The sequence below is a fragment of the Nostoc sp. DSM 114159 genome (assembly GCF_053470285.1).
The window spans coordinates 3,767,924-3,791,037 of sequence record NZ_JBPFEH010000001.1; the positions used below are offsets into that span (position 1 = coordinate 3,767,924).

General features: G+C 41.3%; 22 protein-coding genes and 1 pseudogene. 11 read left to right on the forward strand and 12 right to left on the reverse strand.

Translation table 11 applies throughout. The features are described 5' to 3' along the window. Positions 1 to 22: 22 nt before the first annotated feature. From ACR5KR_RS15545 to ACR5KR_RS15560, 4 genes and pseudogenes are all read right to left on the reverse strand, one after another. Positions 23 to 247 (reverse strand): annotated as a pseudogene (locus tag ACR5KR_RS15545) (PIN domain-containing protein); the annotation flags it as partial. A gap of 21 nt (positions 248 to 268) precedes the next feature. Further along, entirely contained in the window at positions 269 to 424 is a 156-nt protein-coding gene (locus ACR5KR_RS15550) for a hypothetical protein (protein ID WP_448267135.1), read from the reverse strand. 10 nt (positions 425 to 434) lie between these two features. Beyond that, positions 435 to 728, reverse strand: coding sequence for a hypothetical protein (locus ACR5KR_RS15555; RefSeq protein WP_448267136.1), 294 nt, complete (start codon positions 726 to 728; stop codon positions 435 to 437). Positions 729 to 1,075: 347 nt separating this feature from the next. After that, positions 1,076 to 2,959, reverse strand: coding sequence for a DUF1565 domain-containing protein (locus tag ACR5KR_RS15560; RefSeq protein ID WP_448267137.1), 1,884 nt, complete (start codon positions 2,957 to 2,959; stop codon positions 1,076 to 1,078). Between the two features lie 633 nt (positions 2,960 to 3,592). Here ACR5KR_RS15560 and ACR5KR_RS15565 point away from each other — a divergent pair. Together ACR5KR_RS15565 and thiS are read left to right on the forward strand one after the other, a co-directional pair. Next, positions 3,593 to 4,708 (forward strand): thiamine phosphate synthase, encoded by a 1,116-nt coding sequence (locus tag ACR5KR_RS15565; protein WP_448267138.1) that lies wholly within the window; start codon positions 3,593 to 3,595, stop codon positions 4,706 to 4,708. A 123-nt stretch (positions 4,709 to 4,831) separates the two neighbouring features. Further along, positions 4,832 to 5,044: a sulfur carrier protein ThiS gene (thiS, locus tag ACR5KR_RS15570; protein ID WP_445631587.1), complete on the forward strand. Its 213-nt coding sequence runs from the start codon at positions 4,832 to 4,834 to the stop codon at positions 5,042 to 5,044. Here thiS and blaOXA read toward each other — a convergent pair. Together blaOXA and ACR5KR_RS15580 are read right to left on the reverse strand one after the other, a co-directional pair. Then, positions 5,041 to 5,895: a class D beta-lactamase gene (gene blaOXA / locus ACR5KR_RS15575; RefSeq protein WP_448270207.1), complete on the reverse strand. Its 855-nt coding sequence runs from the start codon at positions 5,893 to 5,895 to the stop codon at positions 5,041 to 5,043. The two genes, thiS and blaOXA, sit on opposite strands and share 4 nt — an antisense overlap. Before the next feature lie 242 nt (positions 5,896 to 6,137). Continuing rightward, on the reverse strand, positions 6,138 to 7,346 hold the full coding sequence (locus ACR5KR_RS15580) for a glycosyltransferase family 4 protein (protein ID WP_445631586.1): 1,209 nt from the start codon (positions 7,344 to 7,346) through the stop codon (positions 6,138 to 6,140). Between the two features lie 1,016 nt (positions 7,347 to 8,362). On the opposite strand from ACR5KR_RS15580, the gene ACR5KR_RS15585 reads away from it, so the two are divergent. Next, entirely contained in the window at positions 8,363 to 9,355 is a 993-nt protein-coding gene (locus tag ACR5KR_RS15585) for a DUF1517 domain-containing protein (RefSeq protein WP_448267139.1), read from the forward strand. Positions 9,356 to 9,656: 301 nt separating this feature from the next. Then, on the forward strand, positions 9,657 to 10,037 hold the full coding sequence (locus tag ACR5KR_RS15590) for a calcium-binding protein (protein ID WP_445631584.1): 381 nt from the start codon (positions 9,657 to 9,659) through the stop codon (positions 10,035 to 10,037). Positions 10,038 to 10,168: 131 nt separating this feature from the next. On the opposite strand, the gene ACR5KR_RS15595 is transcribed toward ACR5KR_RS15590, so the two are convergent. Continuing rightward, on the reverse strand, positions 10,169 to 11,452 hold the full coding sequence (locus tag ACR5KR_RS15595) for a diguanylate cyclase domain-containing protein (RefSeq protein WP_448267140.1): 1,284 nt from the start codon (positions 11,450 to 11,452) through the stop codon (positions 10,169 to 10,171). A gap of 975 nt (positions 11,453 to 12,427) precedes the next feature. Beyond that, on the reverse strand, positions 12,428 to 12,796 hold the full coding sequence (gene folB / locus ACR5KR_RS15600; protein WP_335006609.1) for a dihydroneopterin aldolase: 369 nt from the start codon (positions 12,794 to 12,796) through the stop codon (positions 12,428 to 12,430). A gap of 167 nt (positions 12,797 to 12,963) precedes the next feature. On the opposite strand from folB, the gene menD reads away from it, so the two are divergent. Beyond that, positions 12,964 to 14,724 (forward strand): 2-succinyl-5-enolpyruvyl-6-hydroxy-3-cyclohexene-1-carboxylic-acid synthase, encoded by a 1,761-nt coding sequence (menD, locus tag ACR5KR_RS15605; RefSeq protein WP_448267141.1) that lies wholly within the window; start codon positions 12,964 to 12,966, stop codon positions 14,722 to 14,724. Between the two features lie 55 nt (positions 14,725 to 14,779). Then, positions 14,780 to 14,962: a hypothetical protein gene (locus ACR5KR_RS15610; RefSeq protein ID WP_448267142.1), complete on the forward strand. Its 183-nt coding sequence runs from the start codon at positions 14,780 to 14,782 to the stop codon at positions 14,960 to 14,962. Between the two features lie 109 nt (positions 14,963 to 15,071). On the opposite strand, the gene ACR5KR_RS15615 is transcribed toward ACR5KR_RS15610, so the two are convergent. Further along, positions 15,072 to 15,740 (reverse strand): hypothetical protein, encoded by a 669-nt coding sequence (locus ACR5KR_RS15615; protein ID WP_448267143.1) that lies wholly within the window; start codon positions 15,738 to 15,740, stop codon positions 15,072 to 15,074. 100 nt (positions 15,741 to 15,840) lie between these two features. Here ACR5KR_RS15615 and ACR5KR_RS15620 point away from each other — a divergent pair, with 100 nt between their 5' ends. After that, positions 15,841 to 15,978, forward strand: a complete 138-nt coding sequence (locus ACR5KR_RS15620) for a hypothetical protein (protein WP_448267144.1) — start codon at positions 15,841 to 15,843, stop codon at positions 15,976 to 15,978. A 243-nt stretch (positions 15,979 to 16,221) separates the two neighbouring features. Here ACR5KR_RS15620 and ACR5KR_RS15625 read toward each other — a convergent pair whose 3' ends face one another. Next, positions 16,222 to 17,046 carry a DUF2887 domain-containing protein gene (locus ACR5KR_RS15625; RefSeq protein WP_448267145.1) on the reverse strand — a complete coding sequence of 275 codons (825 nt, stop codon included), beginning with the start codon at positions 17,044 to 17,046 and terminating at the stop codon, positions 16,222 to 16,224. A gap of 187 nt (positions 17,047 to 17,233) precedes the next feature. Between ACR5KR_RS15625 and menB the strand changes: the two genes are divergently transcribed. Then, positions 17,234 to 18,067, forward strand: a complete 834-nt coding sequence (gene menB, locus ACR5KR_RS15630) for a 1,4-dihydroxy-2-naphthoyl-CoA synthase (protein ID WP_448267146.1) — start codon at positions 17,234 to 17,236, stop codon at positions 18,065 to 18,067. 127 nt (positions 18,068 to 18,194) lie between these two features. Here the strand turns inward: menB and ACR5KR_RS15635 are convergent, their stop codons facing one another. Both ACR5KR_RS15635 and ACR5KR_RS15640 read right to left on the reverse strand, forming a co-directional pair. After that, a complete protein-coding gene (locus ACR5KR_RS15635) occupies positions 18,195 to 18,506 on the reverse strand; it encodes a hypothetical protein (RefSeq protein ID WP_335234149.1) in 312 nt (103 codons plus the stop codon). Between the two features lie 427 nt (positions 18,507 to 18,933). Then, entirely contained in the window at positions 18,934 to 19,488 is a 555-nt protein-coding gene (locus tag ACR5KR_RS15640) for a DUF721 domain-containing protein (RefSeq protein WP_445631560.1), read from the reverse strand. A gap of 257 nt (positions 19,489 to 19,745) precedes the next feature. On the opposite strand from ACR5KR_RS15640, the gene ACR5KR_RS15645 reads away from it, so the two are divergent. The 3 genes from ACR5KR_RS15645 to ACR5KR_RS15655 all read left to right on the forward strand — a co-directional run bounded on the left by ACR5KR_RS15645 (position 19,746) and on the right by ACR5KR_RS15655 (position 23,090). After that, entirely contained in the window at positions 19,746 to 21,107 is a 1,362-nt protein-coding gene (locus ACR5KR_RS15645; protein ID WP_445631559.1) for a hypothetical protein, read from the forward strand. A 298-nt stretch (positions 21,108 to 21,405) separates the two neighbouring features. Further along, a complete protein-coding gene (locus tag ACR5KR_RS15650; protein ID WP_445631558.1) occupies positions 21,406 to 22,152 on the forward strand; it encodes a PspA/IM30 family protein in 747 nt (248 codons plus the stop codon). A 161-nt stretch (positions 22,153 to 22,313) separates the two neighbouring features. Then, positions 22,314 to 23,090, forward strand: coding sequence for a PspA/IM30 family protein (locus tag ACR5KR_RS15655; protein ID WP_448267147.1), 777 nt, complete (start codon positions 22,314 to 22,316; stop codon positions 23,088 to 23,090). The last annotated feature ends 24 nt before the right edge of the window (positions 23,091 to 23,114 follow it).

The window sequence follows — 23,114 nt, forward strand, 5'->3', positions numbered from 1 at the left end:
AGTTAAGAATACAAATGCGGTATTAAGGTGAAGGGGTAATAAGCCGTAGATTGGGAATTTCTAGGAAGTCTTTGATGTTGTGAGTTACTAGCGGTAAGTCGTAGCGTAGAGCCGTTGCGGCAATCCAAGCATCTTGTGGAGATATTGGTCGTCCCGCGCTTTGTCGATTGGCACGAACCTGTGCCCATTCTCGACAAAGGGATTGATCGACTGGAACGATCAGGTAATTCGACAGGTATTGTTCTAGCTGTGTGAGGCGACGATCGCCCTACTGACGCAAAATTGCCCACTGAAACAGTTCAGCGACGGTCATGAATGACAGTGCCAATTCCTGACCACTCAAAAGTGGCAAGTAAGGGTCGGCATAATCACTACCTTTGAGGATGAAGGAAGCGATATCAGTATCAATCAGGAGAAGACTCATGGCAGTTTGGTTAGATCGCCTCTTGGCGCTGCTGTCGCAGGAAGGTGAGAAAATCCTCAATGGAATCTTCTTCAGGCCAAAAGTCAGCAGCGAGATATTTGAGGTTATCAACGGTAATAGGGGTCTGGGTGGCGAGTAGCTGCTTGAGCGTGGTGTCTTGCCAAAACTGATTACTAAGATTTTGAAGATCGGTTTGAGAGTGTGAGGATGAATTGCTTTGGGTAAGGATTTGCAGCAGTTGTTGACGTTCTGTAGATGAAAGCAGTTGGATGGCAGCGATCGCAGCTTCGAGTTGTGGAGTCATAGTGCGTCTTAATCTCAACTATCTCAATATATATCGAGATGCCAGCGATCGCAGCTTCGAGTTGTGGAGTCATAGTGTGGTCTTGTGGTTATCGTAATTTCAAGGGTTTAAGAACCTGCAATCTATATTTAGCACCAGTTTCAGTCGGGGTTTGTCTTGAGAAATCGCTCCACTTGGGCTTTGCCCAAGACCGCGTTTCTCGCTAAATCCCCTTATGTAATGTCTAAAATGTTTGAATTTTGAATTTTGAATTTTGAATTGTTATCTGGTTCTATGCTATTTGAATTCAGGGGCGATCGAAGCGTGAAAGTATCCTTCACCTCTTTTGCCCAATGCCCCATACCCAATTAATTCAACGGCTCCATAATCGCTCTTAAACCTTTATTAGAGAGTGTTTTCAGCATTTCTTTAGCGTTATATTCACTGCTAAATACTCCTGCTTGCATAACTCTTTGACCATCCCAAACTGTGAGAAACGCACCAGGAGCAAGCGATCGCACTAAATCTCGATCCCGATCGGTTGCTAGTGGCACTACTACGCGATAACGTATACCAAATTGTCTTGCAGAGTTACCACCATAGGCAATACTTGCAGAACTTGTTTGCAGATTGCGAGTATTAACAATGGGGATATTGGGATTGGGAAGTGGTAAAAGTTCTGATGCACCAGGAGCAGCAGTTTCTAGTATTGGTAATGGCTGCTGTTTTTGATTCCTCATGCTTGCAACTGGTGGCTCAGGTGCAACTGAATTGGATGGGGACTCAGGGGCAGTAAACTCAACGGTATTAGGATCGATCCGCACGTAATTTAACTGTGGTGTATCAGGTGGCTGTGCGTTAATTGGTATTTGTCTACCTGACAAGCTGCTAGGAGTAGGAAATCCGGCGACGCTAGAAGTTGGTGGTTGTTTGGATATAGGGGGGGGAGGCGGTACATTATTGGCTGGCCTTAATGGCAGCAGTTGACTATTTAATTGCCCAGAAACAGGATTATTTACTGAAATGCTGCTGGTTTGCCCATTAGTAGTTTCAGAGGTTTCGGGAGCCGAGAAGGTGATTTCTCCACTTGGTGGTATTTGTCGTAATACGTTGTTGGGAACTGGTTGAGAATTTGGGGTTGCTAGTGCTGTTGTACCATTAATATCTACCTTACCAGTGATGCGATCGCTCACAAGGTTGTTACCAGCAGCAGAAATCATTTGTTTAGCAGCACTGGCGTTAATGTCGTGGCGGCCGTTATTTTGAAATGTATTACCTCCAGGTTCGGATGCACTACCCAAATCTGGCATTGCTTGAGCGATCGCAACTAAACCATCTTCTTTATTATCTTGAATAGAATTATTCCGCAAAATCGGGCGGGCATTTGCTTGTACGATAATTCCCGATCTATTGTTTTGAATTTGATTACCTATAACTATAGGAGCAGCATTTTGGGCAATATTAATTCCAAAACCTGTTTGGTGAAAGACATTTTCCTTGACTTGGGGACTAGAGTTACCAGCAATTGTGATCCCATTGGCTCCATTGCGATCGAAGTAATTCTTGCTAATGGTAGGTGCAGCATTACCACTAACGGAAATTCCATCTTGAGTATTGCCAGTAAATGTATTTTCTGCGACTACCGGATTGCTAGATTCAATCCATAAACCGTAACCACGAGGATTAGAGTTCGTCACCGTTACCCCAGTGAGCAAGGCTTGGTTTGCTCCAACAATTGTGACGTTTTGACCGCCAAAGCTTCGACTCAGGTAATCACCGCCTCCCTGAATGATAATGTCTTTACCTTGATTGCTGGGGTTGCCTTGAATTGAAATACCCGGTTTCAATATTAAGGGAAATTCCTCTCCTGTCTCGGCGCTATAAGTGCCCGTAGAGAGCATAATTACAACATTGGCGTTAGCTAATCGCAATGCATGGGTAATCGTTTTTACAGGAGCGGATTCGCTGCCATTGCCTGTCTTGTCATCTCCAACACCAGGATTGACAAATAGCACATTAGCCTGAGAAGGTGTTTTCTGATTTAGAGGTGCTGAATTTGGTGTCGATGGAATCTGAGCAATCGCACTATCCAAACTGATACCCAGAAACGCTATACTTGCCGCCCCCATCCCTAGAATAAAAGATAATACTGAAAAACTAAAAAATAAAAGCCTTGATGATTTCAGAAACTTCAGCTTTGCCAACAGAATATTTACTCTAGGGTACTCAGTAAACATACGAGTAAGAATCATATTTAACACCACTCCTTATAAGTAATCATAAATTCTTATACTCCCTAGAGAGTATTATGTCGATAATATTACTCATATATTCACCGATTGGCGATATTTAATACATAGTAATAAATGATATTAGACATCTCCAGAAATTAATTGTGCGTTGCCCAAAATAATTTGTAGGCACAATTCATGAATTGTGCCTATATCATTTATTTAATAGATATCAGGACTTACGCAACTGGCATATTATCTTCAGTTTGTAGTGAAGACTTTAGTCCTCAAAATAAGGGCTAAAGCCCTTACTACAAACTACAAATCCGATTTTTTTGTAACACTTGCGTAAGTCCTAAGATATAAAAGTGAAATTAAATATGTGTTATCCAGAACCCTTGTAGAGACGTAGCACTGCTATGTCTCTACATTATTTTTCAATTGTGAATTTTCTGGTGTATTCCCTTTTGCCAGTCTTTTGTAAGCTCGTTGTCTATCGTAAAACACTTGACTAAGCTCAGTGCGAAACTGTAGCCTCAAACTACCCTTATCACTGTCTATAGGAACATGGGATAATTTACCGTAACCCTCACTACTACGTTATTTTGCGTAGATTCCGCAAAAATTAGTAAAAAAAGCAATCTTATTTAACTTATGGTTACTAGGACTTATGATAATTCACACTTCGATGAAAGCACTAATGGGGTTGTTGTGATGGTCGAGCCATACAGCCAAAAAGAGCAAACACAGCAAGTTGTTTACCGCATTTTAGATGCCAATTTAGACCGCGCTCGTGAGGGCTTGCGAATTATCGAGGAATGGTGCCGATTTGGTTTGAATAATGCCCAGTTGGCTCTTGAATGCAAACGGCTGCGACAAGAGGTCGCCAAGTGGCATACCCCAGAATTACGAGCGGCGCGAGATACACCAGGCGATCTTGGGACTGAGTTAACCCATCCTCAAGAAGAACAACGAGCTAGTATAAAATCGGTTTTGCAAGCTAACTTTTGCCGGATAGAAGAAGCATTACGGGTGTTGGAAGAATACAGCAAGCTTTACCAACCAAATATGGCTAAAGCTTGTAAACAGATGCGCTATCAGGTTTATACCCTAGAAAGTAGTTTAATGGGTCATCAGCGCCATCAATTGTTGTGGCGATCGCGTTTGTATCTTGTGACTTCCCCTAGTGAAAATTTGTTGAACACTGTCGAAGCTGCACTCAAAGGCGGATTAACACTTTTACAATACCGCGACAAAACCGCCGATGATTCTTTGCGTCTAGAACAAGCGAGAAAATTACGGCGGTTATGCCACATCTACGGTGCTTTGTTTATTATTAACGATCGCGTGGATGTAGCTTTAGCTGTCGATGCTGATGGCGTGCATCTGGGACAACAAGATATGCCTATTGCTGTTGCTCGGCAATTACTGGGTTCGCAACGTCTGATCGGTCTTTCTACCACAAATAAAGAAGAAATGCAAGCAGCAATTGCTGAAGGTGTAGATTATATTGGCGTAGGGCCAGTTTATGAAACTCCCACGAAAGTAGGTAAGGCAGCAACAGGGCTAGAATATGTCAGCTATGCCGCCAAAAATTGCTCAATTCCCTGGTTTGCGATTGGGGGAATAGATGCCAATAATATCAATGATGCGATCGATGCTGGAGCCGAACGTGTAGCGGTGGTGCGATCGCTCATGCAAGCCGAACAGCCTACCCTAGTAACGCAATATTTGCTCTCTCAACTCAATCGCATTAAACCAGAACTTTAAAAGAGTCATTTGTCATTTGTCATTTGTACTGAGCGAAGTCGAAGTATTTGTCATTTGTCATTTGTCCAAAGTAAGTAACCAATACCAAATACCCCATTCTCTAGCCCCCAGTTCCCACATATTATGTCTAATGAGATTACGATTCAGGTAAATGGGGAAACCCATAACTGTTCGTTTCAAACTTTTTTACCCGATTTGCTTCAAGAGTTGGGTTTTAACCCCCGCTTGGTGGCTGTGGAGTATAACGGCGAAATTTTACACCGACAATTTTGGCCGCAAACAAAAGTGCAACCAGGCGATCGCTTAGAAGTGGTAACTATTGTTGGTGGTGGTTAGTTGATTTGAGCTAGCAAGCCTAAATCCTTAAGGCTACGTCGTGTAATCTCAATGCGGGCGGGTGCATCTTCCGATTTTTGCATATCAAGGGTTGTTGCGAAAAAATAGACGTTTTTGTTTTGCTCTAAATAACCCACAAACCAACCAACATTCGGTTTAGTACTCGTTAACCATCCCGTCTTTCCTCGCAGTGTGTAGTCTGGAGTTTGTTCGCGTACCATAATGTCTTTGACAAGACTCATTGTCCGTTGTGAGAAAGGCAAATCGCTTTGATATAATCGTTGCAAAAACTTAATTTGCTCTTGGGGTGTAATTTGTAATAACTGCGGTTGTAACCAAAAACGATCGATGTCTGCAACAGTGCCAATCTGACGGTTTCCGTAGCCTACTTTATTAATAAATTGCTGCATCCGTTCATATCCAGCCCTACGTGCTAGTACTTGATAGAACCAAACAGTTGAATCCTTAAAGGCTTGACGCAAATTTGTATCATGATTCCAGGCATCAATCTCTCGGTGAATTCCATCCCAAGTGAGAACCGCCACATCATCAGGAACTACACCTATTTCTAGTGCTACTAGCGCGTTAAAAATTTTGAATGTTGAAGCTGGAGTAATGGCGGTTGCATTACGTTGAGGATTGTGTTCATAGATGCGGTTATTTTTTGAGTCGTAAATCAAGATAGAGCCTTCACGCCCAAATTCTTGAAAGTGTCGCCCGAAATTTGGTGCTTTCACAGCGGGACGTTCAGAGGAAGTTGAAGCAGGTTGAGCTACAACATACATTGCCCCAAAGGTAATCACACTAACTACAGCAAGACATCCAATGACTGTAAACACGAAAGATTGCATTCGGTGCTTTGCGTAACGCCGAAGGAATTGCTCTATGTTAAACCAGATATTTTTCATGGCACATTTAATCGCATCACAAGCGAGATTTTACACTGTAATCTCGCTCTTTTATGAAGCAATTGGTTAAAGGTTATGCAGAAATATGACTTTTAGTAAATTGCCCTTTTTGGTATTTTTTGAATTGGATGATTCAATCCTGTTTATTTAATCAAATCATTTCCCCAAATTGCATTTTTTCCATCTTATTTATAAAGCGATCGATGGAGAGTTCTACGCTTGGCTAATTCTTTACCTTTACGACCGAGTTGCTCGCGTAGTTGTTGGTCTTTGCACAACCGATTGAAAGCTTGAAAAACTTCATAACCAGAATTGGGATTAACCAGTATCCCATTTTCTTCATGCTGAACTGTATCTAGAACACCACCTAAACGAGGGGCAATTATCGGCTTGCCGAAGTAACTTGCTTCTAAATAAGCCATACCAAAACCTTCCATATTATTAGGTTTAGTATCTGATAAAGTCAGCATAGCAAATATGTCGCAAGCTGCATAATAACCTGCTAATTCCCGCTCTGGCACATATCCAGCAAAGTGTACGCGTTTATCTACTCGCAAACGATGCGCCAGAGATTTCAGTTCCGACTCACTTGGCCCTTGCCCGCAGAGTATATAGTGGACATCGACCCCAAAAGTTAGCAATATTGGGATGTTATCAATTACTCGGTCGAAACCTTTATGTTTTACTAACCTGCCGATGGAGAGAATCACTATTGCTGTTTCGGGAATGTTGTACGTCTGACGCACGCGAACCCGTAAATCATCAAGGCTACTGGGACTGGCTACATTATTACCAAATTTTTCTGGTCTGATTACGGGGTTAATGACGTGGGTAGGAGTATCTAATCGGAAAGCAGTTCTTAGGTAATCTCTTGTATAAGAACTGTTACAAACAATGCCTTCAGCTCTATGAAGTGTTAATTTAAATAGCGATCGCAGCACGGGATTGTGTAAAGTGCAAAGAAGATCGTTGCCGTGCAGATAGATAAAAAAGCGAATAGGTAACAAATAGCTCAATAGCAACAGTGAAGGGAAATCATAACCGTGGCCCCACTCTATGTAACGATAGTGATAGCGAAAATAGAGTTTAATTGCTAGGACAAATGAGCAAACGATATTGACCAAAGGTTTTAGGATATTTCCCACATAGCCACTACGCCAATATTTAGGATAATACCAGCGATACACAGGAAACTGTTGACTCTTATCAAATACTCGATCTCCCGAGCAACTAGCTGCCAGTACAATTATTCGTTCTGGATCTTGCAGACAACGATTGTAGATATATTCCCCAATTACAGCTTCTTTCGGTAGAAAGATCCGGGATATGACTAGGATATCTGGGTATGCAGCTTTGTCTCTGATTTCGGCTGTTAGTTGAGAAATATGTTCCATAATCAAGTTGATGACTATATTTCAAATAGTTTTTAATATTTACAATTAGAATTACTTTCAAAGCCATCATTATTATTTTATTTCTTTTAAAACGAATTTGGTAGACAAATTTGAAGCCTATTTCAGAAGATTAGCCAGAAAGATTGTTTTTTATTGTGTTAATTTTATTTTTGTTGCACATTTCTCATTCTTTGAGAGTTTCTGTGCATAATGAACAAAAAATCAAAGCTAATACTTGTAGCGAAAATGCTCAGTAAACATCTGCGGCGAAAATTCCGAAATTTAGCTACGTTTAATAAAATATCCTAAACACTTAAACTCCTGTGCCAAAATGCCAAAATTTTTCTAACTACTTAGTCGCAACATGATGTCTATTGTGAAAAATTATAAGGATTACAGACACTTCCTAGCTTTCTACGCACACGTAAATTAGAAGCCTCCAAATGTATTAATGAGTGCTGTTGGTGCTAGCTAGGCGTTTTGTCCGTGCTAAATATTGAATCATAAAATAAGTTCAGAAGTAGTACTTATTCAGTGAAGGATTAAAAAATTAGTCAAAATAATCACTAAAAATTAAAATCATCTGTATAATTCAAAACTGTAGTCTGAAACTAGTCTGAGGCATAGCAGACCATTGCCCGTAGGCGTAGCCCGCACAACTCTTGGAGACGCTCTTGCTAGCTTGCTTCTTTGTTCGCGTAGCGTTCCGCAGGAAAGGAGTACGACAAGCTACTTCGGCTGCGCTCAGTACAAGTCAGTGACCATCGTAGACATCGCAATTTCTGGGAAAATAAACATGTCTTCAGGTACGGTTCCCCAGTCGAGAAATCCCCCCTGCGATCGCTACTTACCCAAGATAAGACGCGGTAAATTGAATATGTAGCCTCTAAAAGGTAATACTACGTGAATGCTACAAACTTGCTTGTTACGGGCTAGCGTTAGCAAGATCCTGGAACACTGCTCCCACCATCGGGAGAAATCATAAATAATAACTTCGTTTTTCAAGCGATTGTCTTATGCGTAAAAAACTACAACAAACCATCAAACCGCTGTTCAAAACCTTCCTAGCCCTAAGCTTGGTGTTAGCTTTGGCTCTTGGTCACGCTGACGGCGCGTTAGCAGCCCGCAGTGGGGGTCGTATCGGTGGTGGCTCCTTTAGAGCGCCTTCTAGCCGTACCTATACACCGCGCACTTATGCACCTCCTGGCGGAGGCGGATACTATCCCGGTGGTTATGGTGGTGGCTTTGGTGGTGGCTTTGGCTTTCCCTTCCTACTTCCTTTCTGGGGTATTGGCGGAGGATTTGGTGGTCTGTTTAGCATCTTAATTTTCTTTGCGATCGCTAATTTCTTATTGCAAACTTTCCGCCGCGTTTCTAGCGGTGAAACACCAGAAGCAGATTACAGCAGTAACTCTCCTGTTTCTGTAACTCGTTTGCAAGTAGGTTTGTTAGCTCAAGCCCGTGAATTGCAAAATGAACTCAACCACATTGCTGAAACTGCTGATACTAACACCCCCGAAGGCAGAGCAGAAATTCTCCAAGAAGCCAGTCTAGCTTTACTCCGCCATCCGGAATACTTTGTATATGCAGGCGGTGGCACTCAACAAGCCAGTTTAAATTCAGCTGAAGGTCAGTTTAATCGGCTGTCACTGGCAGAACGCAGCAAGTTTAGCGAAGAAACTCTTTCTAATGTCAACAACCAGCTAAGAGCAGCCCTTGCCAAGGATGCTTTACCTCCGGCTGGCGAACTCGACAACCCCACCCGTCTATTTACCGAAGGCCCTGGTGAATACATTGTTGTCACCTTACTGGCGGCGACACTAGGTAAGTTTGAAATCCCCACAGCTATTAATAGTGCTGATGATTTGCGTCAAGCTTTACGGCAAATTGGTAGTATTCCTAGCGACAAGCTTCTAGCAATTGAAGTTCTTTGGACTCCGCAAGCTGAAAATGATACCCTCACATCTGATGATGTGTTAGCGAATTATCCTGATTTGAGACTTGTTTAATCTCTGAGAAATTTTGCATCTTAGTGCAACGAATAAGTTCCCCTTAAGAACAATAACTAGAAAACCGTTTGTCAATGACAAGCGGTTTTTTGTAGAGTTTAGATCGTTTCCAGATAATTAGTTATGATTCCCACAGCCATTTCACCCCACCCGGCCCCAAGAGTTTGCAAACAGGGGATTAAAGGGTGGGGTTTTGGGAGGTTAATAAGTAATTAAGCGGACATCATAGATATATTTAAGTATGATTTTAGAAACATTTTGGTAGTATTATCAAAATGAATTATACGCAAAGTGTTATCTTATGCCTAGTGTTGAAGCCGACGAAAACCGAGAGCATCGCATTAAAACGGAGATCGTTGTAGATGCCGAAGACAAAGAAGACCGAGCTATGGGTTGGTACTACTACCTCGAAGAGACTCTGAATTTTCCCTTTTTGGCTACATGGACTAAGAAGGGACGCAAATCAGGTGCTGTCGAGGAGAAACAAGTGGAAGTATTGGGAATGGCCCCAGATGACGAGTGCTTAAAAGATATGTTTGTCGAAGTGGCTTATATTAATGGTAAGGATGAAGATGTATATTCTGCGAAATTATCTGAAATAGCAGCCATTGATGTTGACAGTGAAACTCAAGAAGCGATCGCAGACTGGCTCTATTGGATTGCTAGAGGTTATAAGTTTTGAAGAAGAATGCAGAATTCAGAATGGGCTACTAACTCCTGAATTCTGTTTTTCGGTTTTTTCCATGACAGAATTATCGGGCTTCTCGATTCATACCATAACCTTAGTAGCGCCTAGAGTGGCATATTCTATTCTTAACTAAATATGGCATAAGTAGCTTTTCCCTGCCGTTTAGCTTGGTACATCGCAATATCAGCATCCCGCAGTAGAGTTGCAGGCTCCTCATAATTACTAAAATTCCAAGTAATACCAATGCTAGCGGTAGCAGATAATTGATATCCATTCAGGTTAACTGGCAATCTTAAGGAGTCTTGAATACGTTTGGCAACATTGGTAGCATCGGAAATGTCTTTAATATCCTCCAAAAGAATAGTAAACTCATCACCACCAAATCGTGCTACAGTATCGCCACTACGTAAGCATGACTCTAAACGTCTAGCGATCGCTACTAAAAAATCATCCCCTATTCCATGCCCAAAGCGATCGTTAATCTCTTTGAAACCATCTAAATCTAAAAATAAAACTGCAAAATAATAGTCGCTTCTGCGTTTGCTACGTTCAATAGTTTGTTTGAGCCGATCTAAAAATAAAACACGATTCGGTAATTCTGTTAGCCCATCATAAAATGCATTGCGGATCAGTTGCGCCTCTGTCTGCTTACGTTTAGTAATGTCTTGAAAAACTAAAACCGCGCCAGTAATATTGCCATCTCGATCGCGGATAGGTGCAACATTATCCCCAATCGCTACTTCTTTACCATCTTTGGTAATCAATGTACAGTTTTCTGGTAAATTTAAAATTTTACCTGCTTCGATTGCATAAGTGGCCAAATTTTCAATTTTTTCTCCTACATCTTTATTAACTAAGTTAACTACTTCTATTAAATCTTTCCCCAACGCTTCACTTTGCTTCCAACCAGTGATTAGTTCTGCTATGGGATTCATCATTTCAATACAACCATTTGCATAGGTAACAATCACTGCACAACCCATACTATTAATAATTGTCATCAACCTCTGTTTTTCTTCGTCTAATATTTTTTTTGTCTGATGTTTGTACAGTGTCATTTCAATCACAAAATGTAAATCACTTTCAAGAAATGGTTTGGCTATGTAACTAAAAGGCTCACTTAGTTGATTTTTATGTAATGTTTGATATTCCGAACACTCTGTTAGATATATTACAGGCACATGAAAGTGATTCTGGATAATATCCGCTACGTGGAGATTATCTATTTCTCCAGCTAGACAGATATCAATTAATACTAAATGTGGATGAGTTTCTGCTACCTTTTTTATTACTTCTTCACCATATTCAGTTATTTCTGATACTAAATAACCTAATTTTTGTAAACTTTTTCTAATATTTGAGGTTAGGTTTTTTTCATCCTCAACAACTAGGATTTTGCGGGCGAACATGTTACAATAACCTGTTTGCTAAGGTTCAGATTCTTGTTGTCAGTGTCAACTCAAGTCAAAAGTGCTTATCTTATCATAAACAATCTCTAACTATCCTGTATTCTTGCTTGATATTAATACTGACTAATGAGTAAATAGCATCATGTTATTAATCTCCGGAAATTTCTATGCTTATCAAAACTAATTTTGATTAATTTATGTAGCTAATATGATGCTACTAACATCAAATTAAAATTAGAATGCAATTATCAAGCACTCAAAAACTGATTTTAAAATGTATACAAGAATTTTTCTTGGGAAAGTATAAATACTAAGTATAATATCTATATACAAATTAATCAAGAAAATTTATCATAAAATCACGGGAGATTACTTTAATATTTAAAAAAAAATCTAGAGTGTTTTGGATGTCATATATTAATCTACATTCACTTAATTAGTAATAATTAATCTTCCCCTATAATTAAAAAGTTTAATGCTGCTTTACCTGCAAATATATTTTATATCAGATGGGTCTAGATTACGGTCTAAAGCTATCTGAAATATTTAATTAACAGTCAACTCGGATTAATTAGAAAGATTAATACAATAATCATAATTAAAAAATATCAGGATTATTGTAATAGCATGGTAAGCCTAAATATGTGCAAGATAAAATTAGTTAGGTTTCTCAAATATCAATAGCTGAGATATTTTTAATGCACTATTTTAGCCTTGCCACGCCACTAAGCGTATTTTAAAAATAAAATACTAGCTCTAGAGCTTCTGGTTAATACTTAATCACAATTCCTCTCCTCTGAAAATATGTAAGTTAAATGTTCATCAGCCGCTCGCGGGATTTTTTAGTTTTTTGGTAATCAATAGGTACTGGTGCCAATGGCAGGAAAGATTCTCATTGTGAGACACTTCCAAGCTCCACATAAACCTCCCGTTCTTTGCTATCTGATAGATATTGAAAAAAACACATTTTGTGAATTAAAGGTTGGACTTGATTTTAGTCAGTTCAATGCTAATTTTGCCACCAAAGTCTGGAATAGGTGCGGCAGGTTTGCTGAGAGTGACTTGGACTTTTGTTACACGATCGCACTCTTGGAGGATAGAATCTGCGATCGTTGTTACCAATTTCTCCACCAAAACAAATTTAGACGTTTTGATCAGATGTTGTGTCAAGCTAATGACGCTGCGATAATCTAAAGTGTCTTCGATCGCGTCAGTCTTGGCCGCTGTGGAGATATCCAACCATAACCTCACATCTACCTCAAACCATTGTCCTAGCACCTGTTCTTCTGGTAGATACCCAGTGTAGCCATAGCCGCGAATTCCCGTTAAATGAATGCAGTCCATAAAAGTTTGAGAGCAAATTGTGCATTTTGTAGAAAGTTCAGCAAGTTTGCTTGGAGATTTTCTTTCCCAGAAACTCGCGTGGCGGTGATGGAACCCAACACCGCATTGATGGATTTTAAATTGAATTTCCCTAGACAAAATCTAAAATTTAAGATTGTTTTATAGCTATGTTTGATTTAATGCCGATCGCTTATAGGAATGTTAATCAACTTTGGGCTTATATTTTAACAGAGACGCTAAAGCGATTGGGATTGACTTGTGCCATCATTTGTCCTGGATCGCGCTCTACACCCTTAGCGATCGCCTTTGCTCAACAAGCACCTGAGATTGAAGCAATTTCCATTCTCGATGAACGTTCCGCCGCCTTTTTCGCCTTGGGACAAGCTAAAGCAACCGGACGGCCAGTGGTACTAGTTTGCACCTCTGGTACAGCAGGAGCAAATTTTTATTCAGCAGTCATTGAAGCCTCATATAGTCGCGTACCACTGTTGATATTAACTACCGATAGACCGCCAGAATTGCGAGATTGTCACTCTGGGCAAACTGTAGATCAATTGAGATTATATGGAAACTACCCAAATTGGCAAACAGAGTTAGCCTTACCCTGTGCCGATCTGGGAATGCTAGCTTATCTGCGACAAACGGTAATTCATAGCTGGGAAAGGGCGCAAAATCCTACAAAGGGGCCAGTACATTTGAATATTCCCTTTCGCGATCCCTTAGCACCTCTGCCTGATGGAAATGATTTGAGCTATTTGCGATCGCAGTTTCACCCAGAAGAATTTTTCGCAGGAATAACAAGGACTACCCCATTCCCCATTCCCAATTCCCCATTCCCCATTCCCCAAGAATGGAAAGAATGCGATCGCGGTATCATCATCGCAGGTGTTGCCCAACCACAGCAACCAGAGGAATATTGTAGAGCGATCGCGCATCTTTCCCAAACTCTCAAATGGCCTGTGCTAGCTGAGGGACTCTCCCCAGTCAGAAATTATGCCGAACTCAACCCTTATTTGATTTCCACCTACGATCTAATTTTGCGAAATCAGCAACTAGCAAAGCAGTTAGCGCCCGAAATGGTGATTCAGGTGGGAGAAATGCCTACGAGTAAAGAACTACGTAGCTGGATAGATGCAGCCCAACCGCGACGCTGGGTAATCGATCCTAGTGACCAAAACCTTGACCCTTTGCACGGGAGGACGACGCATTTACGGATATCTGTAGAAGAGATAAAGGCAGAGGAGATAAATTTATCTTTCTCCTCAGACTATTTGCAGCAATGGTGCGATGCGGAAGCTAAAGTCAGGTTAGTTGTTGACCAGACGATGGCGGAGATAGATGAAATCATTGAAAGTAAAGCAGCTTGGTTAATTTCTCAGATTTTACCGCCAGAAACGCCTCTGTTTATTGCCAATAGTATGCCTGTGCGAGATGTGGAATATTTCTGGAAACCAAATAATTTAGGAGTGCGATCGTACTTTAACCGGGGTGCAAATGGCATTGATGGCACATTATCCACAGCTTTAGGAATTGCCCATCGCCAGCAAAGTAGTGTGATCTTAACGGGAGATTTAGCTCTGTTGCATGACACTAATGGTTTTTTAATCCGCAATAAGTTTGTCGGACATCTCACGATTGTCTTAATCAATAACAATGGCGGTGGGATTTTTGAAATGTTACCCATCGCAAAATTTGATCCACCATTTGAAGAGTTTTTTGGCACTCCCCAGGATATTGATTTTGCTCAGTTGTGCGCCACTTATAATGTGCAGCATGAATTGATAACTTCTTGGCAGCAATTACAGCAAAGATTAAACCCGCTTCCAGCTAAGGGAATTCGGGTTTTAGAGTTGCAGACAAATCGGAAAAAAGATGCCAAGTGGCGACAGGATAATTTACGGAAGTTTGGCGCAAATATTGCAATTTAACTATATTGTAAGTGAAGATAATAATTCAGCGTTAGAAAATTAAAATCAAAAAGTCATGATAGATGAAAGAATTTTGATTGGAAAAACAGTTGAAGAAGCTACTGAATATGTAAAAGGCAGCGGTTACGAATTGTTTATAGTTCAAGACAAGTGGATGGTACAAAATCTACTTATTAGAGGAGTGTATGTAGTTGTAGTGGATAACAAAATAACTAAGGTTAAAGATGTTCGTCATTAAGGTTGAGGCGAAATAGCTATACATTCTGTAGTTAAAGCTTATTTGAAAGATGAACCCCAACTAAAACAATCAGTCTAGACAATCACATATTTTGAAAGTATAGAAAAAATTAAGCAAAACCACCATCCAATCTTGCTCTGAGGGCGCAAATATAAAGAATAGCTGGAATAACTCTCTTATAACTAGGGCCTGCCAACTGCCATACTGTGAATAATCCTGCACCTATCCAACCAACTGGCCCGATAATCACAGCTATTGCACTTGACATTGTTGTATAAGCAACAAAGGGTAAAGTAACCCCTATTACTCCGGTAAGTGTACCCAATGTTGTTGAAGCCAGTAAGTAAATACCAAAACCAGACAATTGAGCGCCTGTCAAAGCAAGAAAAATACTAGTACTTCCTAATAATTCACCTCCTTTATCAAATTTTGATGCTGTTTTTCGTAACTGCTGTTCTATTTCTTGCTTTTGCTCTGGGGTCATTTTCTCCAAGATTGTTTCCATAACTTTCTGTGCAATTTTGATCTCCATTGCACTAGCAGATTCATATTTACTACATTTTATGTTTAACTTTTTAGCAGCACGCCTAACTATTTTTTGATAACTTGGACGCTCATCAAATATTTCATTAAATACATAACTGACAGCATCTTGACTCTTTTCACATAGACGATCAACGATAGAATCGGCTGTTGGTTGTTTTGCCTTAAGAATCTCTGCCAATGCTTTCCTCTCCTCAAATGAGGCACGATTTAGTAAAATTTTAAGGTCATCCATATATTTAAATCCTTTTACTAAGAAAATAAATCCTAATAATAGTATTCCCAGTAATATTATTTTTATATCGATGAACTGAAATAAAAAGGATAATGAAATTATGGCAACAAAACTAAGTGATGTAATGGAAAAACTTCCACCAGCACGTCTAGCAAAAATTCAAGCTCGCGCTCAAGAGCTTATTGCTGAGAATATGAGGCTTCAAAATATTAGAAAAGCGAGAAAATTAACTCAGTAATTTACTGATTGATTTTGTAACTACCCTTCCAAGTCAGCGATCGCAATCTCAATTCCAATAATGCCAAAGCTAACGTTTCCACAGTTCCTCAGCAATTTCATCAAATAGTCGTTTTAACAGTTGCAGGAGGAGCGATCGCACTCCTCTTTCCACCGCTTCCTGATATACTCGTGTTTCTTCCAGCCTCAGATTTAGCTATGAGAATTTTAGCGGATGCGATCGCCCTTCTGCTGTGCGTGAAACTTACCCGCTTACTTCACCTTGTAACCATCCTTCTAAGTCAGCAAGAGTAGAGAAATCCAACAAAGCATCACCTAAAGCTTCCAACTGTTCCACCGATAACCCTTGAATCTGGAACAGAAGCGCATCAGGAATTGTACCCACAAGTCGCTTTAACTGTCGTAAAACGACCTTTCTTTCTCCTTCTTCCTTCGCTTCCCGAATAGCCCGTGGTTCTTCCAAATTCAGTCCCAACATCGTTGCAATCTCCTCTCGACTAAGGTTAGAAAACTTGTAGACAATTATCGTCGTCACTAAATCAATTATCGCTTGCTCCGATTGTTGCTGTGCTTGCTCCAACAAAAACCGCGCACCTTCAACTGCTTCTGTTTCAGAAGTAACATTTGTCAGCAACATCAAACCCAATCCCAAAGGTTGTTGTCGCAAATCTCCCAACTCATCCAGATAAACCCGCCTGACTTGACCACTTTCCAGCAAAGCGCGGTGAATCGAAGGGGAAGAAGGTTCTAGGCTGCGAGAACCAAAAATTATTACTCCAAACCAGTCATCGTAACGAATCGAGTGTCGGTAGAGAAACAAAAATAATTCGCTAAAGAAGCGGTGATATAAGTCTTCGTCCTTCTGAAACTGGACTTCTGCAAAAAAGACGGTTTTGGAAACTGCATTCGCGGGGGGTAAAAACACTCCATCAATCCGAAACGCGGTTTCTTTCACTTCAACCGATTCAAACTGGTAGTTTTCTGCTTCTGGGGGTGGTTCATCTACTAATTCAAACAGCAAACCGGGAAATTGTTTAAATAATTTGTAGAAGATGGTGTCACGTCGCATTTATATTCCTTAACACCCAGACGATTACCAGATTGTAAAGGCTTGGGATACCAATTTTAACGTAGACGTAACCCACACTTCGACTTAGCTACTTCGACTGCGCTCAGTACAAGTCAGTGACCACCGCAGGTATCGCTTGTCCCTACGTCCGCGATAAAATTCTCAAACAACAGCGCACCCCATACCAATGCAAATTAACTGGCAAACTGCCAAAACCTACGAAGATATTCTGTATCAAAAAACTGATGGCATTGCGAAAATTACCATCAACCGTCCCCATAAACGCAATGCCTTCCGTCCTGAAACAGTCTTTGAACTGTATGACGCTTTCTCTAATGCTCGTGAAGATACTAGTATTGGTGTTGTCCTATTTACTGGATATGGACCACACACTGATGGTAAATATGCCTTCTGTTCTGGTGGCGATCAAAGCGTGCGGGGACATGCGGGTTATGTGGACGATACTGGCATCCCTCGCTTGAATGTGCTGGACTTACAACGGCTGATTCGTTCCATGCCGAAAGTGGTGATTGCTTTAGTAGCTGGATATGCAATCGGTGGTGGACACGTCCTACACTTAATTTGCGACCTTACCATCGCTGCCGATAATGCCATTTTCGGACAGACGGGCCCGAAAGTCGGCAGTTTTGACGGTGGTTTTGGAGCCAGCTATCTTGCCCGCATCGTGGGACAAAAAAAAGCTAGAGAAATTTGGTTTCTCTGCCGCCAATATGATGCACAGCAAGCTTTAGAAATGGGCTTAATTAATTGTGTCGTCCCAGTAGAACAACTAGAAGCGGAAGGGATTCAATGGGCGCAAGAGATTTTAGAAAAAAGTCCGATCGCAATTCGATGTCTTAAAGCTGCTTTTAACGCTGATTGTGACGGACAAGCTGGTTTACAAGAACTTGCTGGCAACGCCACCCTACTTTATTACATGACAGAAGAAGGAGCTGAGGGCAAACAAGCTTTTCTTGAAAAGCGTCCACCAGATTTTCGCTCTTTTCCTTGGCTACCTTAGAATTGCAAAAATCGCACCCTATAGTAAGGTGCGATTTTTGTATATATCAACTTTTACAGCACTAAAAATCTTAAAAACAAATCTTATTTTAAGCAGACTACAAACTCAGTCCAGTAATAATGGATGACTAAATAACCACTGCTTTAGTTTTTACCTGTTCAGATATGGAGGCAGCTATTTCCTCTAGAGGAGCAACAGCATTATCGAAATCTGAAGCTAAAGATTGACAAGATGTTAAAACTGGAGCTGCATCTGGTAAACCCCAAGCATCTTCTAAGGTTTCCCAAGAAGGTGCAAAAGGTGGAAGCGCCAAAGAGCAAGCTTTCCAAGTCGCTTGAACTGGTGCGCCCAACTGCTGGCACGTTCCACCACGGCGACCTTCTGGCTGGTAATGACGGCAATATCTACAGGCAGATGCTAAAACTTTAATGGGTTTCATTCGGATTCATCTTTAGTGTTGTTTCTGGCTGAATTTCATCTTTATATTCTGCTTCTATATATAAAGACGGAGAAAAGCCAAAAAGTCATTATTTTCTATAGGTTTCAGCGATCCCAAGTAAAAAATAAACTTCAGGATATTTTTATAATCTTGTTATATATTTAAATAATTCCTAAAGCAGTTATATATAGGTATCGTCTAAAACTTATTAGGGATCAAGACTAAAACTAAAGCTTTTGATTTATTCAGCCTTTTAAATTCCTCCTTAAGGATGGCTTAAGGCATAGAATTTCACATAAATAGTCTGCTTTGCATACCACATTTGGCATATTTCAGCGGCAAATTATACTTTTTCTCAAGAATCATAAAAATTTGATGTAATAGCAGCAAGTTATTTCAGGATAAACTTTGCTCAACAAATAATCGCTCAACTATTTTGCTTTGAAAACTGTTTAGCAGCACAGACAGAACAGACTTCCCAGCGCTGGAGTTCACCGGGAGGGGTGGGAGATTGGCACTGGGGACAAAAGGGTAAGCCATGCGATCGCGATCGCACAATCTTTGTCCAATATCCAAAAGCCGCATTTACATCCTTGGTAGGTATAGGATCGGGGCGGTTAATCTCATCACCAAGGTAACTGGGATGCTCATGAGGCGAAACCGTTTGTTGCTGTTTTCTTTCCACCAACGGATTCTGCCAGCCAGCAGTAGAGAAGCGAATATCAACCAAAGGCGTTGGCAGCTTTTTATTCAACTTTAAAAGTAGAGATGTGCGACCAAAAGTCAGGTTTTGCGCCCAAGCAGCACTAGAAGTTGCTACCGACAAAACATCACGCTGAATTAATAATGGTCGAGTATTTGCGGCAACTACTGGGCCAACAACTTCTGCCCAACACTTGAGCAGGCGTTGAAATGGTTGCTCCTGCCATTTCGATTGCTTTTCCAGAATCCTTAAAACATCATTAATTGATTTCAACGACATCGTTCAAAGTGGGGAGTGTGGGAGTGGAAAGCACGGGAGCAGGGGAGACAAGGGGACAAGGGGACAAGGAGGACAAGGGGAAATTATTGAACAAGTCTCTCCCAAGTCTCCCCCCTCTTTTTTGTCTACCTTGTCTCTTCTCCATGCCCAATGCCCAATGCCCACTCTATCTATTTAAATAATTTCCGCTACTATTATCACAAAATATATCTATCTAAAAGTTGATTCCAGTAATCTACGTTTGAGGCAAAAAGGCAATGACTCAAAACTCCCTGAACGACTCCAGCACTCATCAATCGTCTAAAACACCTGGATTGAAACCAGTACTAGCAGCAGCACTAGCAAGTTTAGAGGTGCCACTAGATCAAGAGTTAGCTCGATACCGACGCACGCGAACTGGTTTGGTGTCATCTAAGCAGTCCCGTGTTGCAAGTTACATCAGCGGACAACCCCAACCGTTAAGTACCATTTCGACAATATTGGGCGCAACTCAGTCATCAGCAACGGAAATTAAAACCAACGTATCGCCTGTATCTGTACCCGTGAATCCTGAGATGAATCCAGCGCCAGCTACGGCAAAAATTGATGTTTCACCCGCATCTGTAGCTGTGAATCCTGAGATGAATCCAGCACCAACTACGGCAATTGAGGAACTGAATAATCTGAATGCGCCCTCTACCTCCAATGCAGCCAAAACACAAACTCAACTTCCACCACCCCCACCCAACTTTAATAGCAGTATCGTGCCAGCAATCGTTAAAAATACTAAAAGCGAAAATCACTTGCAGACAGATGATAGCCCCAAGCACCCAGATGACTATTTAGAGTCTAGTGAAGCACTGCTGCGAAGTCTGACAGAAGAACAACCAGAAACCACCAAGAAACCAAGCAATTCTAACGATAGTCTGCTATCACCTTTGGGTATTGGCTCCATGTTGCTGCTATTGGTAGCTAGTCTGATCTTGGGTTATGCAGTCTTCAATCCCAAAAGCTTGCCACAATGGAATTTAGGCAATTTATTTAACGGCAACTCCTCCCCCACACCAGAAAATACTGAGGAAGTTGGGAGTAATGTCCAACCTCAAATTCAGCCACCAAGCACATCTATACCCAAATATCCCAATCTAGCTACTGAAGAGTTTCCTGAAGTAAGAGATCCCAATGATGTAGTTGGCTTAAAACCCAAAGTCCAACCAACCCCCGCAGTAGTGCCTAATCCAGTTGTTCCCCAAAACCCCGCAAATCCTCAAGGGGCATTGTCTAACCCCAATACAGCCCAACCGACCAACCCGATCGCCTTAGCACCAGTACCGAGAATACAATCCTTGCCTCCTCTTTCTTTACCTTCCACTTCACCGACAAAAACCTCGCCCAAGCCAATCGCAACGTCACCAAAGCCAGATACAGAAATCAAACCAGGAACAGATGGGTTTTATCATGTAGTGATAGATAATAAAGGAGCAGCTTTTGCCTCAGCACGGCAAATAATTCCTGATGCTTATTTATCGCTTAACAAAGAATTGATTTATCTGGGTGCTTTTAAAACTAAAGAGCAAGTAAAACAACAGATGAAACTGTTAGAAGCGAAGGGAATCAAGGCACGAGTTCAGCAGCCATGAATTGCAAAAATCTACGATACCATGAGATAACAGTCCTGAGCCAATAAGTGCTGAGTAGGGAGTGCTGAGTGCTGAGTGGTAGCAGGTTTAGCCCATGCTGAGTGGTAGAGACAAAGAGACAAAATATTGTTTGTTTACGACCTCACAACAAAAAATATTATACTCAAAACTTTAATTAGGCACTCAGTACTCCATAACTCATAACTACCCTGTGACAAAAAAGAATAATTATACTCAGCACTCAGCACTCAGCACTCAGAACTCAGCACTCAGAACTGGATTTCGTTGGAGAGCCGATATGGAATTAATCAAGCGTATTCTGCGGGTGATTCGCGCTAATCTCAATAGTTTGATCGGTGGTGCAGAAGATCCAGAAAAGATTTTGGAGCAAGCTGTCCTGGAAATGCAGGAAAATCTGGTGCAGTTGCGGCAGGGTGTAGCACAAGCGATCGCTACCCAGAAACGCACCGAACGACAAGCAGCGGCCGCTCAGTCGCAAACGGAAGAATGGTATCGCCGCGCCCAATTAGCGCTGCAACAAGGCAATGAACCTCTAGCACGTGAAGCTTTGACTAAGCGCCAAGCCTATAAAGAAACTACTACAGCCCTCTGTTCGCAGATAGAGCAGCAAAACGAGATAGTTGCTAGGCTAAAAAAGGATATGCGATCGCTAGAGTTAAAAATTTCCGAGGCGAAAACTAAAAAAGATATGTATATTGCCCGCGCGCGTTCTGCTGAAGCGTCTTATCGCCTCCAAGAAATGCTCGGCGGAGTTTCTGCTAATAACAGTCTGAGTGCCTTTGAGCGTATGGAAGAAAAAGTTTCACAGATAGAAGCTCAATCAGAAGCCATAGCTCAACTTAGTAGCGACGACTTGGAAACACAATTTACTTCTTTAGAATCTAATGATGTAGATACCGAATTGGCAGCGATGAAGGTGCAGGTTTTCAAGCAGTCAGAAAACACACAGCACAAAATCCTAACTGAGGACCAAAAGACAGAGCAGCCTCCCCAACAGCAGTTACCCAAAACTCAGGATTCTTGAAGTTCGACTAATTACCCCAGTTTGGCATATCTTAACAATTAAGAGTTGTTAGGAGGTACTGATTCAAACTGGAAAGATTACATTGAAATAGGTAGCTATAAAAAAGTAAAAAAGCTAACTGTCCAACAAAGAGCGTAAATCACACAAGGAAAAACAAAGTTATGGGATTATTCGATCGCATTAAGCGAGTAGTTAGTTCTAACCTCAACGACCTGGTTAACAAAGCCGAAGACCCCGAAAAAATGCTAGAGCAAGCCATCCTGGAAATGCAGGAAGACTTGGTACAGCTGCGTCAGGGAGTAGCTCAAGCGATCGCCGCCCAAAAACGCAGTGAGAAACAGTACAATGATGCCCAAAATGAAATCAATAAGTGGCAACGCAATGCCCAACTAGCGCTGCAAAAAGGTGATGAGAATCTTGCACGACAAGCTCTAGAGCGTAAGAAAACTTATACTGACAGCAGCACATCTCTCAAAGCTAGTTTAGATATACAAAGCACTCAAGTTGATACCCTCAAGCGCAACTTAATCCAGCTGGAAAGCAAAATTTCTGAGGCTAAAACCAAGAAAGAAATGCTCAAAGCTAGAATCACCACTGCCAAAGCCCAAGAGCAACTCGAAGGCATGGTGCGTGGGATGAATACTAGTAGTGCAATGTCTGCCTTCGAGCGGATGGAAGAAAAAGTCTTGATGCAAGAAGCCCGGGCCCAGGCAGGGCAAGAGTTAGCAGGTGCCGATTTAGAAAGTCAATTTGCTAGATTGGAAGGTAGTAGCGATGTTGATGATGAATTGGCAGCTTTGAAAGCCCAGATGTTACCACCTGCCGCTCCCCAAAATCAAGCCCAACTGCCACCGCAACAACAAACCACTGCTCCTAAATCTAATGAGGTGGTTGATGCTGAGTTAGATTCCTTACGCAAGCAATTGGATCAACTGTAAAATTGACAGAAAACTTATTTGAGC

What these genes read in the sequence shown, in the direction of transcription:
- ACR5KR_RS15595 (WP_448267140.1), bottom strand. Translation starts at nt 11,452, where the DNA reads ATGTTCGCCCGCAAAATCCTAGTTGTTGAGGATGAAAAAAACCTAACC.
- ACR5KR_RS15640 (WP_445631560.1), bottom strand. Translation starts at nt 19,488, where the DNA reads ATGTCGTTGAAATCAATTAATGATGTTTTAAGGATTCTGGAAAAGCAA.
- menB (WP_448267146.1), top strand. Translation starts at nt 17,234, where the DNA reads ATGCAAATTAACTGGCAAACTGCCAAAACCTACGAAGATATTCTGTAT.
- ACR5KR_RS15560 (WP_448267137.1), bottom strand. Translation starts at nt 2,959, where the DNA reads ATGATTCTTACTCGTATGTTTACTGAGTACCCTAGAGTAAATATTCTG.
- thiS (WP_445631587.1), top strand. Translation starts at nt 4,832, where the DNA reads ATGTCTAATGAGATTACGATTCAGGTAAATGGGGAAACCCATAACTGT.
- ACR5KR_RS15650 (WP_445631558.1), top strand. Translation starts at nt 21,406, where the DNA reads ATGGAATTAATCAAGCGTATTCTGCGGGTGATTCGCGCTAATCTCAAT.
- ACR5KR_RS15585 (WP_448267139.1), top strand. Translation starts at nt 8,363, where the DNA reads ATGCGTAAAAAACTACAACAAACCATCAAACCGCTGTTCAAAACCTTC.
- ACR5KR_RS15550 (WP_448267135.1), bottom strand. Translation starts at nt 424, where the DNA reads ATGAGTCTTCTCCTGATTGATACTGATATCGCTTCCTTCATCCTCAAA.
- ACR5KR_RS15590 (WP_445631584.1), top strand. Translation starts at nt 9,657, where the DNA reads ATGCCTAGTGTTGAAGCCGACGAAAACCGAGAGCATCGCATTAAAACG.
- menD (WP_448267141.1), top strand. Translation starts at nt 12,964, where the DNA reads ATGTTTGATTTAATGCCGATCGCTTATAGGAATGTTAATCAACTTTGG.
- ACR5KR_RS15565 (WP_448267138.1), top strand. Translation starts at nt 3,593, where the DNA reads ATGGTTACTAGGACTTATGATAATTCACACTTCGATGAAAGCACTAAT.
- ACR5KR_RS15580 (WP_445631586.1), bottom strand. Translation starts at nt 7,346, where the DNA reads ATGGAACATATTTCTCAACTAACAGCCGAAATCAGAGACAAAGCTGCA.
- ACR5KR_RS15625 (WP_448267145.1), bottom strand. Translation starts at nt 17,046, where the DNA reads ATGCGACGTGACACCATCTTCTACAAATTATTTAAACAATTTCCCGGT.
- ACR5KR_RS15645 (WP_445631559.1), top strand. Translation starts at nt 19,746, where the DNA reads ATGACTCAAAACTCCCTGAACGACTCCAGCACTCATCAATCGTCTAAA.
- folB (WP_335006609.1), bottom strand. Translation starts at nt 12,796, where the DNA reads ATGGACTGCATTCATTTAACGGGAATTCGCGGCTATGGCTACACTGGG.
- ACR5KR_RS15615 (WP_448267143.1), bottom strand. Translation starts at nt 15,740, where the DNA reads ATGGATGACCTTAAAATTTTACTAAATCGTGCCTCATTTGAGGAGAGG.
- ACR5KR_RS15610 (WP_448267142.1), top strand. Translation starts at nt 14,780, where the DNA reads ATGATAGATGAAAGAATTTTGATTGGAAAAACAGTTGAAGAAGCTACT.
- ACR5KR_RS15555 (WP_448267136.1), bottom strand. Translation starts at nt 728, where the DNA reads ATGACTCCACAACTCGAAGCTGCGATCGCTGCCATCCAACTGCTTTCA.
- ACR5KR_RS15620 (WP_448267144.1), top strand. Translation starts at nt 15,841, where the DNA reads ATGGCAACAAAACTAAGTGATGTAATGGAAAAACTTCCACCAGCACGT.
- ACR5KR_RS15655 (WP_448267147.1), top strand. Translation starts at nt 22,314, where the DNA reads ATGGGATTATTCGATCGCATTAAGCGAGTAGTTAGTTCTAACCTCAAC.
- ACR5KR_RS15635 (WP_335234149.1), bottom strand. Translation starts at nt 18,506, where the DNA reads ATGAAACCCATTAAAGTTTTAGCATCTGCCTGTAGATATTGCCGTCAT.
- blaOXA (WP_448270207.1), bottom strand. Translation starts at nt 5,895, where the DNA reads ATGCAATCTTTCGTGTTTACAGTCATTGGATGTCTTGCTGTAGTTAGT.